Here is a 12,773-nt window from a genome sequence, read left to right as displayed (position 1 = left end):
CCTCAACGGTTTGAATTTTTACATGACCACTATTCGCCTTAAAGAAAACGAGCCGTTCGAAGTCGCAATGCGTCGCTTCAAACGCACCATCGAAAAAACCGGTCTGCTGACCGAACTGCGCGCACGCGAGTTCTACGAAAAGCCAACGGCTGAGCGCAAGCGCAAGCTGGCAGCTGCCGTAAAGCGTCACTACAAGCGCATCCGCAGCCAACAGCTGCCGAAAAAACTCTTCTAAGACTGCTTACGCAGACCCAACCCGGCAGCATGGCGCATACGCCGCGGGTTGTATCTTGCTGCATCTAGAGAACACCCGCTCCGGTTCGCCGCGGCGGGTTTTCGCATTTTTACTCCACTAATTTTCTGAGAGAAATCCTATGGGCTTGAGAGAACAAATCACCGAAGACATGAAAGCCGCGATGCGCGCCAAGGAAACCGGCAAGCTGAACACCATCCGCCTGATCATCGCCGAGATCAAGCGCAAGGAAGTGGACGAGCGCATCGAGATCACCGACGACCAGACCGTGGTGGCCATCGTGGAAAAAATGATCAAGCAGCGCAAGGATTCGATCACCCAGTTCGAAGCCGGCGGCCGCGCCGACCTGGCCGACATCGAAAAAGCCGAACTGGCGGTGCTGGCCGCCTACATGCCCGCCGGCCTGTCCGACGAGGAAGTGGCGGCCGAAGTGGCCGCCGCCGTGGCTGCCTCCGGCGCCGCCGGTCCGCAGGACATGGGCAAGGTCATGGCCATCGTCAAGCCCAAGCTGACTGGCCGCGCCGACATGACGGTGGTGTCCGCGCTGGTCAAGAAAGCGCTGTCGCCGGCCTGACCGCCGCGATGTTCCTCTGCCTTCCTTGATCCGTGTCAAAACCGGGTCTGGAAGGCGGTATAGTCTGATCAATAACAAGACCGCCCAGCCAAGTGATCCCACAATCTTTTATCGCCGATCTGCTGAACCGCGTCGATATCGTCGACGTTGTCGGACGCTACGTGCAGCTGAAAAAAGGCGGCGCGAACTTCATGGGTTTGTGCCCGTTTCACAATGAAAAATCGCCCAGCTTCACGGTCAGCCCGACCAAGCAGTTTTATCACTGCTTCGGCTGCGGCGCGCATGGAACCTCGATCGGTTTCCTGATCGAGTACTCCGGCATGGGCTTTGTCGACGCCGTCAAGGACCTGGCGCAAAACGTCGGCATGGTGGTGCCCGAGCAGGACGACAAAATCCCGCCGGCCCAGCGCGCCCAGATGCAGGCGCAAAGCATGGCGCTGAGCGAGGCGATGACCAAGGCGTGCGACTTTTACCGCGGCCAGCTGCGCGGCGCCACCGACGCCATCGCCTACCTGAAGAACCGCGGGCTGACCGGCGAAATCGCGGCCCGCTTCGGCCTCGGCTACGCGCCGGCCGGCTGGGACGGCCTGAAGAGCATCTTCCCCGACTACGAGGCGGTGGCGCTGGCCGAGGCCGGCCTGGTGATCGACAAGGTGGACGAGGATGGCGGCAACCGCAAGCGCTATGACCGCTTCCGCGAGCGCATCATGTTTCCGATCAAAAACACCAAGGGCCAGGTCATCGCCTTTGGCGGCCGGGTGCTCGATCACGGCGAACCTAAGTACTTGAATTCCCCGGAAACGCCTTTATTTTCTAAGGGATTCGAGCTGTATGGCTTGTTTGAAGCGCGCCAGGCGATCCGCGATGCGGGGTATGTGCTGGTGACGGAAGGTTATATGGATGTGGTGGCGCTGGCGCAGATGGGGTTCCCGCAAGCCGTGGCGACCCTGGGCACCGCCTGCACCACCAACCACGTACAGAAACTGTTGCGTCAGACCGACACGGTGATTTTCAGTTTTGACGGCGACAAGGCCGGCCGCCGCGCCGCGCGGCGCGCGCTGGAGGCTTGCCTGCCGCACGTGACGGACAACAAGACCATCAAGTTCCTGTTCCTGCCGACCGAGCACGACCCGGACAGCTACGTCCGCACCTACGGCAACGAGGCGTTCGAGCAGGAAATCCACGAGGCCATGCCGCTGTCGCAGTTCCTGGTCAAGGAAGCGGTCGGCGAGCATGATTTGCAGAGTCCGGAAGGCCGGGCCCGCGCCCAGTTCGACGCCAAGCCGATGCTGCAGGCCATGACGCCGACCGCGCTGCGCCTGCAGATCGTGCGCGGCCTGGCGCAGCTGACGCAGAGCACGCCGTCCGAGATCGAGGTGCTGTTCGAGCTGGCCAAGCCGGTCGCCACCGTGCGCAAGGCGCCGCCCAAGACGGGCCGCCCGGTGCCGGTGGGGCTGGAGTTGCAGATAGTGCGGCTGGTGGTGGCTCATCCGCCGCTGGCGCTGGACATCGATGCGGCGGCGCTGGCGGCGTTCCAGTTTTTCGGCGCCGAACCGGGCGAGCGGCTGGCGCAGCTGGTGGCGACGGCCCAGGCGCTGGGGCCGAATGGCGGTTTCGCCGCCTTCGCCCAGCACCTGAAGTCGCAGGGGGACGAGTACGACGGCATCATCTCGGACATCGTCAAGGATGTGGAATCGGATATCGATGCGGTGCGGCTGGAATTGCGCGGCTTCATCCGCCAGGTCAAGAATGACGCGTTGAAGCAGGAGCTGAGCCAGTTGTTCGCGGCCGGCCTGTCTTCCGACGAGATCGGCGTGCGCTACCGTGAGTTGACGGCGCAGCAGGATCAGTTGTTGCGGGAGGCCCAGGCGGAGTTGGCAGGTAGGTAAGATCGCGGGGCGTTTTGTGACGTAATGTTTCTGACATTCTTCCGGCGGCGGAAGTGGGGTTCTGCCCTCTGGAAATTGAAAAGTGACGTGCTATAATAAAACGCTAAGTGTTGTATGTTTTGGCATCGTTTTTCTGTTCAGAGTGTGTTTGTTTTCAGTGAGTTAGGCTCTTGATCGACGCGGATGGACGGGTGTCGGCGGCCAGGGCCAGCTTTGGTTTAGTCAGCGTACCGTTACGGTCGCTGTTAGCAGACGTTCTGTTTGCTTTCTAACCTAGTCATGGTTTCTTGCCCCCACGCACGTGTCTGATGCAGTAGAATTTCCGCCAACGAGGGGGATGTTCTGTCGGGGTCGGTCGGCCTGACCAGGTGTAAGTAAGTCGTAGTATTGTCGAACTTGTGTAGTCGGCATGTTCGAAGACGTAGGATCCCACAAGGATCGCAAGAACTTTATCCTAAATAAGCAAGTCGTTGTGTAATCGAAAGCGCCTGTGCCAATCAAGAAACCTGAATCCAAAGCGGCTGCAAAGCCGAGCAAAGTGACCGCTCAATCCGCCAAAACAGCGGACAAGCCGGAAACGCGTGTCGCCAGCAACCCGCCTGTGGTCAGCCAGACCACGGACGCGGCCACGCTGGCCGCGATCGATACCTCGGGCTATGTGCTGCCATCGGTCAAAGTACCGGGCCGCCGCGGACGCAAGCCGAAAGAATTCCAGCCGGAAAACGACGAAGTCGCCGCGCTGAATGCGGTCGAGCGCGCCGAGCTGAAGGCGGTCGACAAGGCCAAGGCCAAGGACCGCAAGGCCAAGGAAAAAGCGCTGCTGAAGGATGCTTTCTCGTCGGACACGGAAGCCACCGAGGAAGAACTCGAACGCCGCCGCCAGAAACTCAAGACCCTGATCAAGTTCGGCAAGGAACGCGGTTTCCTCACGTACGCCGAGATCAATGACCACTTGCCTGAAAATATCGTCGATCCGGAAGCGATCGAGGGCATTATCGGCACCTTCAACGACATGGGCATCGCCGTCTACGAGCACGCGCCGGACGCCGAGACGCTGCTGCTGTCGGACAACGTGGCCACCGTCACCAGCGACGACGAAGCCGAGGCGGCCGCCGAAGCGGCGCTGTCGACCGTCGACTCCGACTTCGGCCGCACCACCGACCCGGTCCGCATGTACATGCGCGAAATGGGCTCGGTCGAGCTGCTGACGCGCGAAGGCGAAATCGAGATCGCCAAGCGCATCGAAGACGGCCTGAAGGACATGATCCAGGCCATCTCCGCCTGCCCGGTGACGATCGCCGAGATCATCGCCGCCTCCGACCGCATCCGCGCCGACGAGATCAAGATCGACGAAATCGTCGACGGCCTGGTCGATGAAAACGAGGAAGTCGCCGCGCCGGTCGCGGCCGCGCCGGCCGAAGAGGACGAGGAAGAGGAAGACGAGGAAGAAGAGGAAGCCGAGGAAGAGGAAGAAGCGAGCGCCTCCGGCGCCGCCGGCTTCTCGGCCGAACAGCTGGAAGCGTTGAAAAACGCCGCGCTGGAAAAATTCGACACCATCTCCCTGCAATTCGACAAGATGCGCCGCGCCTTCGAGAAAGAGGGCTACAACTCCAAGGCCTACATCAAGGCGCAGGAAGCGATCTCGTACGAACTGCTGGGCATCCGCTTCACCGCCAAGGTGGTCGAGAAGCTGTGCGACACGCTGCGCGGCCAGGTCGACGAAGTGCGCCACATCGAGAAGCAGATCCTCGACGTCGCGGTCAACAAGTGCGGCATGCCGCGCGCCCACTTCATCAAAGTGTTCCCGGGTAATGAAACCAACCTGGACTGGGTGGATGGCGAAGTCAACGCCGGCCACGCCTACAGCGCCATCCTGGGCCGCAACATCCCGACCATCAAGGAACTGCAGCAGCGTTTGATCGACTTGCAAGCGCGCGTCGTGCTGCCGCTGCCGGACCTGCGCAACATCAACCGCCAGATGGCGGCCGGTGAAATGAAGGCGCGCAAGGCCAAGCGCGAAATGACCGAGGCCAACTTGCGCCTGGTGATCTCGATCGCCAAGAAATATACCAACCGCGGCCTGCAATTCCTCGACCTGATCCAGGAAGGCAACATCGGCCTGATGAAGGCGGTCGACAAGTTCGAATACCGCCGCGGCTACAAGTTCTCGACCTATGCGACGTGGTGGATCCGCCAGGCCATCACCCGCTCGATCGCCGACCAGGCGCGCACCATCCGTATTCCGGTGCACATGATCGAAACCATCAACAAGATGAACCGGATTTCCCGCCAGATTCTGCAGGAAACCGGCGCCGAGCCGGATCCGGCCACGCTGGCCATCAAGATGGAGATGCCCGAGGACAAGATCCGCAAGATCATGAAGATCGCCAAGGAACCGATATCGATGGAGACGCCGATCGGCGACGACGACGACTCGCACCTGGGCGACTTCATCGAGGACAACAACACGCTGGCGCCGTCGGACGCCGCGCTGCACGCCTCGATGCGCGGCGTGGTCAAGGACGTGCTCGACTCGCTGACGCCACGCGAAGCCAAGGTGCTGCGCATGCGTTTCGGTATCGAAATGTCGACCGACCACACGCTGGAGGAGGTCGGCAAGCAGTTCGACGTCACCCGCGAGCGGATTCGTCAGATCGAAGCCAAGGCCCTGCGCAAGCTGCGTCACCCTAGCCGTTCCGACAAGCTGAAAAGCTTCTTGGAAGGCAACTAAGACTTGACTAGCGCCTGCGCTAACCCTTATGCTCGCGAGTTCGTTTAAAAGCGAGCGCGTGTCAGAGGGTCTAGCCAGGCCCCAGCGCATCTGCAACACTCTGGGCCTCTAGCTCATGCTTGGTTAGAGCAGCGGACTCATAATCCGTTGGTGCCGTGTTCGACTCACGGGAGGCCCACCAGACTCAGAATCAAGCCCTTACGAGTGATCGTAAGGGCTTTTTCTTTGCATCAGCAGAAGCGTTCAGATGCCATCAGCGCGCCGCCAGTACATCTTTGCGGAACCAGTCGTCGAGTAGTTGTTTCTCGTGTCCGTACATCTCGTTGTTGTAGCGGTTTGAACCCATCAGGTAATTTGGATCGGCCAGCTCGCGGTCGCCGCTGCGCAGCACTTTGCCGTCCTGTTCGATGGTGTAGCGCAGGTGCACCCTGGGCCAATCCGCCCGGCCCTTCATCACGCGGATGTCCCGCACCGCCACGCGCGGGAAGACATCGCCGGCGAGATCGATATCGAGAAACTCGACTTTCAATTCCTGGCCTGCGGGGAGCTTGGCCGCCAGCTCGTCAAGGTGCTCGCGAAACACCATCTCCATCGATTTGAGGTCTGAGGCGAAGTGCGGCACATCGGTCATCTTTTCGGGATTGACGAAGCTGACTGTGGCAGCGGCCGATGCACTGGCGGAGGTCATCAGGCACACTAAGGTTATCCCGACTCCTCGAATGAAGTGACTCATGAATGACAACTCCTTCTTACGTATGCGAGTCATTAATATACGCCGATTCCTCTGGGGGTTTTGTTTCAGATGGCCTTTATAGGCCCGGGGTATTGGGCGACCAATGGATCGGCTGTTAGCAACGTGAGGTCGTCAACAAGCGCTTGTGCTACAAGTCTTCGATGCAATGCCATAACCTTCACCAATGGTTTTCCACCTTGGCAATGATGAAGGGTTCGCCTTTCACCGCAAGTTCTACCAGGCGAGAAAGATGGGTCTTTGCTTCGTGGATATTGGTGATTTGCATAACGGAGAAGGGAGGGGACTAAGTCGTCCTAGTTTAGTTTTCGCTTCAAGCTTGTCAAATGAATGCACGGAGCTCTCCTGCAGTGCTACTGGCTTGTGATGGCATGCTTTTTTCATAACGATTAAATTAATTAGTTCAACCGTTCAACCAATGCGTTGTATTCATATTAAAATTGCTTGGCAATCTTGATGACAAATACAAGGAGACATTGGAATGATCGATTTGAATCGGCGTGGTCTTGTTCTTGCCGCTGGCGGCGCGCTTGCCGCGTCTGCGGTGGGCGCACCTGTCTGGGCAGCTACCCCTGAGCGCAAGCTGGGCTATGCGGTTGTCGGCCTGGGCGGATACGGACTCGGGATCATCATCCCGCAATTTAAGAATTGCCAGCACAGCAAGCTGGTCGCGCTGGTCAGCGGCGATCCGGCCAAGGCCAAGCGGGTGGCGGCCGAGTACGGCGTGCCCGACAGCGGCATCTACGATTACAAGAATTACGACAGCATCAAGGACAATCCGGACATCGATATCGTCTACGTCTGCCTGCCTGTTTCCATGCATGCGGAATATACGATTCGCGCGGCCAAGGCCGGCAAGCATGTGCTGTGCGAGAAGCCGATGGCGCTGTCGTCGGCTGAGTGCGAGTCGATGATCGCGGCCTGCAAGCAGGCGGGCAAGAAGCTGATGATCGGCTATCGCTGCCATTTCGAGCCGCACAACCTGGAGGCGCGGCGCATCGCGCGGGCAGGCGAGATCGGCAAGCTGCGCTATTTCCGTTCCGAGCACGGCTTCACGCAAGGCAATCCGAATTCATGGCGCCTGAAGAAGGCGATGTCGGGCGGCGGTTCGATGATGGATATCGGCATTTATGCGCTGCAGGCGGCGCGTTACATGACGGGCGAGGAGCCGATTTCCGTGTACGCGCATGAAACCACCGACCGCTCCGATCCGCGCTTCCGCGAGGTGGAGGACATGATCGAGTTCCAGCTGGAGTTCCCGTCCGGCGTGATCGCGTCGTGCATGTCGATGTACAGCGCCAACCAGAATCACATTCTGCTGATGGGCGACAAGGGGCGTGTCGAGCTGGAGCCTGGCACTGGGTATAACGGCAACCGGTTGTGGGTCGGCAATGGCCGCAGCAATGAGGTCACGCCGCCGCCGGGGCCGGGTGCGACGCAGTGGGCAGGCCAGCTCGATCACATGGCGCAATCGGTGATCCAGAACCGCGAGCCTATCGTCTCCGGCGAAGAAGGCTTACGCGACATGCGCCTCATCGAGGCGATTTATAAATCGGCGCGAGAGCAGAAGCGTATCGTGCTGCGCTAGTTACTGCGCCGCCGCCTCGGCGACTTTGACGTCCAGCATCGACACCACGATGTCGGCTTCGGCCAGCCATTCCTTCAACGGGAAGCCGTCTTCCAACGCGACGACGGCGCCGTCGGGAATCGGGCCTTTGCCGTCGTTGCCGGGGCTGTGCGGCATGTAGGCGAAGTGCGGGAATTTGGTCTGGCCGTTCTGCGCGATCTCGTGCACCGTGCGTGGCGCAGCGCGCAGCAGGCCGTTGCGCACGCAGTGCTGGCGCTCGTCGCTGCGCTCTTTCAGCATCGCCGTCAGATGCGCGATCTGCTTGCCCAGCCGGTCGGCTTCCGCGCGGTAGTTGTGCAGCTCATCGTCGCTGAGCGCTTCTTCCCATTGGGTCAGCTTCAACAGGCCGCGCTTGTACAGGCTTTGTCGTTCGAGGTCGATCTCCAGTGTGGACAGGCGCGCCTTGTGCGCTTCCAGATCCTGGACTTCCTGCACGTCGCCATTGGCGCGATGCCATTTGTCGCTGAAGTCGAATACCAGGCCGTCGAAGTAGAAGTACATCGGCAGGCCGTGCTCCAGCACTTGGCGGGAGGTCTTGTTCCAACGCGCGGCCAGCTCTGCCACCGTCAGGGTGAGGGGTTCAATCATAAAATTTCTGTCGCAAGGTGATGGCACGCTATTTTCTCATGATGTGCGCGTGTTGCGCCGCCGTTTATGTTTGGCGCGCGGCGGTGATCCAGGCCGTCAGCGCCATGTCGGACCACACGGACTATCTCAACGCAAACGCTTGCGCATGAAGAGGGTGGCCTGCGGGTTGTCGTTGTAGCGCTCGCAGCGTTCGTAGCCGAGCCGGCCGTACAGCTTGATGGCGCCGATCAGGTCGTCCTTGGTGTCGAGGTAGACGGCGTCATGGCCGGCCTTGGCGGCGTGCGTTTCCAGCGCCTGCATCAGCGCTTCGGCCAGGCCGCGCCGGCGGTATTGGTCGACCACGTACAGGCGCTTGCATTCCGCCGCGCCGGCCACTTCCGGCAGCCGGCGCATCGCCACGCAGGCGGCCGGCGCGCCATCCACATAGGCGATCCACATGGCCGAACTGGGATCGTTGAGGAAGGCGCGGATGGCGGCGTCGTCATCGCGCAGCACGACGCCGATGATGTCGAAGTATTCATGGAGCAAATGACGCGCGTCCTTCAGGTGCGCGGCGGTGGCGCGGATCACGCGTACCGACGGCGGCGACAGGATGTCCTGCACCTTGCGCATCGCTTCCAGCAGCTCGGTGCGTTGCCCTTCGCCCAGCTGGTTCAGCATGCGCACCGTTTCCGCCGACGCCTGCCGGTTGATGTCGGCCACCGTCGTTTGGCCGAGCTCGGTCAGGCTGAGCAGGGTGGCGCGCTTGTCTTGCTCGGAGCGCGCGCCTTGCACCAGGCCGCGTTCGGTCAGCGAGCGCAGCAGGCGGCTCATGTAGCCGGCGTCGAGGTCGAGCTTGTTGCGCAGCTGGTTGGCGGTGCAGCCGGGATTTTGCGCCAGTTCGTACAGGATGCGGCCTTCGCTGAGCGAATAGTCGGTGTCCAGGTAGCGCCCGCGCAGCAAGCCCAGGTGCACGGTGTAAAAACGGTTAAATTGCCGCACAACGTCGGCTTGCTGCTGCATGCTCTTGTCCATACGATCTCTCTATTGATTGCTTTTGGCAACTATATCCCTGTCGGACGATGCGGTCAACCGGGTGGGCGCGACAGGCAGTAAAATGGGCGCCTTCCTGTCGCGGAGTATCGAAGATGATGTTTCTAAAAGTGCCGTTTGCGGAAAAAGATGAGGCCAAGGCGCTGGGCGCACGCTGGAACGGCGAGCGCAAGTCCTGGTATGTCCCGGACGGCAAGCCGACCGAGCCGTTCGAGCGCTGGCTGGCGCCGGGAGGGACCGATTTCGTGCCGGCCAAGGCAGCCGTGGCGCCCAAGGCCAAGCCGGCTTCGGTCGATTCCTATATCGGCAAATCGGTGGTCGGCAAGCTGTACCTGGAACTGCCGCACGATTGCAATCCTTTCGAATCCTGCCCGGTGTGCGCGCCGGCGCTGGCCACGTCCGGCTGGCAGGCCGGGCATGACAGCGTTGTACAAATGCTCGCCACATTGCGGGCGGCATAGTAGTTTATTTACAAATCGGGCCGGAAGTGCAATGCTCGCAAGCATTTCCAACTGCCTGACGCCCGATGAATCGTGTATCCCCGCCTGGCGCCGCCATCCTGGCCTCCGCCGTCCTGACCATCATCGGCTCCAGCCTCGGCGGCGATGCCTTGTGGCTGCACTACATCTTCAAGCCGGCCACCACGCTGCTGGTGTGGTGGAGCGTGTGGCGTACCACCGCGCCGCTGCATCCACTGTACCGTCGCGCGGTGCTGGTGGCGCTGTTGCTGTCGCTGTGCGGCGACGTCTTCCTGATGCTGCCCAAATCCGTGATCGGACTGGGGTTTGAGCTGGGGCTGGCCAGCTTCCTGGTCGCGCACCTGTTCTTCCTGCGCGCTTTCACGCGCGACGCGCCGCTGTTTGGTCGGCGTCTGCCGCTGGTCCTGTTGCTGTTGTTGAGTTTTGCCAATCTGCTGGTGCTGTGGCCGGGCATAGGCAAGGCACTGCAGCTGCCGGTGCTGGCTTACATGCTGTGTCTGGTGTGCATGAGCGCGCAAGCGGTGTCGCGCGCGATCAGCCTCGGCACGCCGAGAGGCCGGCTGGCGGCGTTTGGCGGCATCGCTTTCCTGGTTTCCGACACGACGCTGGCCTACAACAAATTTCACGCGCCGATTCCGGCCTCGGCGCTGCTGGTGCTGGGCACCTACTACGCGGCGCTGTACCTGATCGCCCGTTCGGTGGAAACTAGGGATGAAGCAGCCATTTGCGTGCAGTAGCGATCACGTTGTCCGACAATGCGCGCGTAAATGGCGTCTGGATGTCCCACATATGCCATACCAGCGGGATGTCCAGCCATTCTCCCGGCGTCAGGTCGATCAGCGTGCCGGCCTTCAGTTGCCGCTCGCATTGCAGGATAGGCAGCATGCCATAGCCGAATCCGGCCTCGACAAAACGCACAAACCCATCCGAACTGGCAAATGAATGGTGCGGATAGCGGCCCGTGTAGCCGGTGTGTTTGGCGATGAAGCGGGATTGCAGCGCATCCTTGCGGTCGAACTCCAGTACCGGAGCATGCTGCACCGCCGCCGCCGTCACGCCGCCGGGGAACCAGCGCGCCGCGAACGCCGGGCTGGCCACGCACCGGTAGCGCATCACGCCCAGCGGCGTCGCCGTGGTGCCCGCGACTTGCGCCGTTTCGCTGGTCACGCAGCCGAATACGCGGCCTTCGCGCAACATCGTCAGCGTGTGATCCTGGTCGTCCAGGCGGATTTGCAGCATGCAGTCGCCGCTGCTCATCAGCGGCGTCACGGCTTCCTGCAGCCAGGTGGCGGCGCTGTCGGCGTTGATGGCGATGGCGATCTCGGGCCTCGCTTTACTATCTTCGTCGCCGGAACTGCGCGGCAGGGCCGCCTCCAGCAGCCGCACCTGGCGGTAGTGGGCGATCAGTTTCTGGCCCGCCTCGGTGGGCGAGGGCGGCTGGCTGCGCACGACCAGCAACTCGCCGGCGCTGTTTTCCAGCATACGGATGCGCTGGGAGACGGCCGATTGCGTGATCGACAGCGCGGCGGCGGCCTTGTCGAAGCTGCCATAGTCGATCACGGCGTCCAGCGCCGCCAGTCCCCGGTAGTCGACTCGGCTCATTAGTTTTCCTAATATTTAGCAAATAATATTAATTATACTTATCTTTCGGCGAAGGCTAAGCTGGCGTCCTTGTTCAGGGAGGAAAACATGGAAGTCAGCGCTTTTTTGAAAGGCATGGGTTTGGGCGGCGGCCTGATCGTTGCCATCGGATCGCAAAACGCCTATTTATTACGGCAGGCGCTGAAGCGCGAATTCGTACTGACGTGTATTGCGATTTGTATCGCTTGCGACGTGGTATTGATCGCCGCCGGCGTGGCGGGCATGGGCCAGTTAATCGTCGATGCGCCAACGCTATTACTCTGGATTAAGGTGGCCGGCGCCGGTTTTTTATTCTGGTACGGTTTGCGGGCGGCGCGCTCCGCACTGAATCCCTCGGCAATGATTACTGGAGATGAAGCCACTGCCGGTAATCGCGGTACTGTTATTGCGGCGATGCTGGCGTTCAGTTTATTGAATCCCCATGTTTATTTGGATACCGTCGTTTTATTGGGATCGATAGGTGGCCAGCAGGCGGGCAATGGACGCTGGTATTTTATGTTCGGCGCAATGCTGGCATCGGTAATCTGGTTTAGCACTTTAGGTTTGGGCGCGCGCTATCTGACGCCGGTTTTTGCCAAGCCGCGTGCATGGCAGATATTAGACGGAATAATCGCCTTGGTCATGTGGACCCTGGCCGCCTCTTTATTTACTTAAACCCCGAGTCCGGTGCCAAGCGTCGTGCACGCCGGATTCGGCACATCGGCCCGGCTTTGGCGCCCCCCCTCGGAGTCACGCTGGAAATTGGCAAGTACATGCCAATTTTTGGCATGAAACGGACATGAAACGACGAGGAGAAGGGGGTAAAACGGCGATCTTTGGATAAAAAGTAATAGTGGCGATTAGTTATCCGATGTGCCAATAGGCAACAGCAAAACCACCAGGTTCGCCGCTGTGGCTGCGGTTCGGCATACAATGCGGATAGTCACTATGAAGCAGCGCCGCAAGGCGGTGAATATCAATGAGCATCGACCCTGGCCTTCCCATCAATATCTCAGTCATGGCGGCTGCATTTGCAGCGGACGCCATTTTGAGCGCATTGCTTATTTTTCTTTGGCTGATGCAGCCAAAAGAAAAGCATGCGCTATTCTGGGGTTTGGGCCAATTGGCCATTATGACAGGCAGCATATTATGGTTTTTAGGTGGCGCTTATTTATCTGATGTGCTGCGCCTGACTTTATGCGCCATATTATTATGTTTAGGTATGGCAG

General features: G+C 60.3%; 13 protein-coding genes and 1 tRNA gene. 10 read left to right on the top strand and 4 right to left on the bottom strand.

Annotation, left to right across the window (positions count from 1 at the left end; all coding sequences use genetic code 11):
- Positions 1-22 precede the first annotated feature (22 nt).
- The 5 genes from rpsU (at position 23) to ACEN9F_RS14095 (ending at position 5,628) form a co-directional block, all read left to right on the top strand.
- Entirely contained in the window at positions 23-235 is a 213-nt protein-coding gene (gene rpsU, locus ACEN9F_RS14115; RefSeq protein ID WP_008451879.1) for a 30S ribosomal protein S21, read from the top strand.
- Between the two features lie 139 nt (positions 236-374).
- Positions 375-827, top strand: a complete 453-nt coding sequence (locus ACEN9F_RS14110) for a GatB/YqeY domain-containing protein (protein ID WP_413420652.1) — start codon at positions 375-377, stop codon at positions 825-827.
- 92 nt (positions 828-919) lie between these two features.
- Positions 920-2,716, top strand: coding sequence for a DNA primase (gene dnaG, locus ACEN9F_RS14105; protein ID WP_413420651.1), 1,797 nt, complete (start codon positions 920-922; stop codon positions 2,714-2,716).
- Positions 2,717-3,254: 538 nt separating this feature from the next.
- Entirely contained in the window at positions 3,255-5,447 is a 2,193-nt protein-coding gene (gene rpoD / locus ACEN9F_RS14100) for an RNA polymerase sigma factor RpoD (protein WP_413420650.1), read from the top strand.
- A gap of 102 nt (positions 5,448-5,549) precedes the next feature.
- Positions 5,550-5,628, top strand: a tRNA-Ile gene (locus ACEN9F_RS14095).
- A 72-nt stretch (positions 5,629-5,700) separates the two neighbouring features.
- Here ACEN9F_RS14095 and ACEN9F_RS14090 read toward each other — a convergent pair.
- Complete coding sequence (locus ACEN9F_RS14090) at positions 5,701-6,180, bottom strand: DUF3016 domain-containing protein (protein WP_413420649.1); 480 nt, start codon at positions 6,178-6,180, stop codon at positions 5,701-5,703.
- A 499-nt stretch (positions 6,181-6,679) separates the two neighbouring features.
- On the opposite strand from ACEN9F_RS14090, the gene ACEN9F_RS14085 reads away from it, so the two are divergent.
- The gene (locus ACEN9F_RS14085; RefSeq protein ID WP_413420648.1) at positions 6,680-7,786 is read left to right on the top strand and encodes a Gfo/Idh/MocA family protein; all 1,107 of its coding nucleotides are present in this window, start codon (positions 6,680-6,682) and stop codon (positions 7,784-7,786) included.
- On the opposite strand, the gene ACEN9F_RS14080 is transcribed toward ACEN9F_RS14085, so the two are convergent.
- Both ACEN9F_RS14080 and ACEN9F_RS14075 read right to left on the bottom strand, forming a co-directional pair.
- Complete coding sequence (locus ACEN9F_RS14080; RefSeq protein WP_413420647.1) at positions 7,787-8,413, bottom strand: hypothetical protein; 627 nt, start codon at positions 8,411-8,413, stop codon at positions 7,787-7,789.
- Between the two features lie 126 nt (positions 8,414-8,539).
- Complete coding sequence (locus ACEN9F_RS14075; protein ID WP_413420646.1) at positions 8,540-9,427, bottom strand: GNAT family N-acetyltransferase; 888 nt, start codon at positions 9,425-9,427, stop codon at positions 8,540-8,542.
- A 113-nt stretch (positions 9,428-9,540) separates the two neighbouring features.
- Between ACEN9F_RS14075 and ACEN9F_RS14070 the strand changes: the two genes are divergently transcribed.
- The gene (locus ACEN9F_RS14070) at positions 9,541-9,906 is read left to right on the top strand and encodes a DUF5710 domain-containing protein (protein WP_413420645.1); all 366 of its coding nucleotides are present in this window, start codon (positions 9,541-9,543) and stop codon (positions 9,904-9,906) included.
- Positions 9,907-9,971: 65 nt separating this feature from the next.
- On the top strand, positions 9,972-10,661 hold the full coding sequence (locus tag ACEN9F_RS14065; protein WP_413420644.1) for a lysoplasmalogenase: 690 nt from the start codon (positions 9,972-9,974) through the stop codon (positions 10,659-10,661).
- Here the strand turns inward: ACEN9F_RS14065 and ACEN9F_RS14060 are convergent.
- A complete protein-coding gene (locus ACEN9F_RS14060; RefSeq protein WP_413420643.1) occupies positions 10,630-11,526 on the bottom strand; it encodes a LysR family transcriptional regulator ArgP in 897 nt (298 codons plus the stop codon). The two genes, ACEN9F_RS14065 and ACEN9F_RS14060, sit on opposite strands and share 32 nt — an antisense overlap.
- An 87-nt stretch (positions 11,527-11,613) precedes the next feature.
- Here ACEN9F_RS14060 and ACEN9F_RS14055 point away from each other — a divergent pair, with 87 nt between their 5' ends.
- Together ACEN9F_RS14055 and ACEN9F_RS14050 are read left to right on the top strand one after the other, a co-directional pair.
- A complete protein-coding gene (locus ACEN9F_RS14055; protein ID WP_413420642.1) occupies positions 11,614-12,219 on the top strand; it encodes a LysE/ArgO family amino acid transporter in 606 nt (201 codons plus the stop codon).
- Between the two features lie 273 nt (positions 12,220-12,492).
- Positions 12,493-12,723, top strand: coding sequence for a hypothetical protein (locus tag ACEN9F_RS14050; protein ID WP_413420641.1), 231 nt, complete (start codon positions 12,493-12,495; stop codon positions 12,721-12,723).
- Positions 12,724-12,773 lie beyond the last annotated feature (50 nt).

This window comes from Duganella sp. CT11-25 (genome assembly GCF_047302815.1).
Classification (GTDB): Bacteria; Pseudomonadota; Gammaproteobacteria; order Burkholderiales; family Burkholderiaceae_D; genus Rugamonas.
This window is presented reverse-complemented; position numbering and strand designations above follow the sequence as displayed.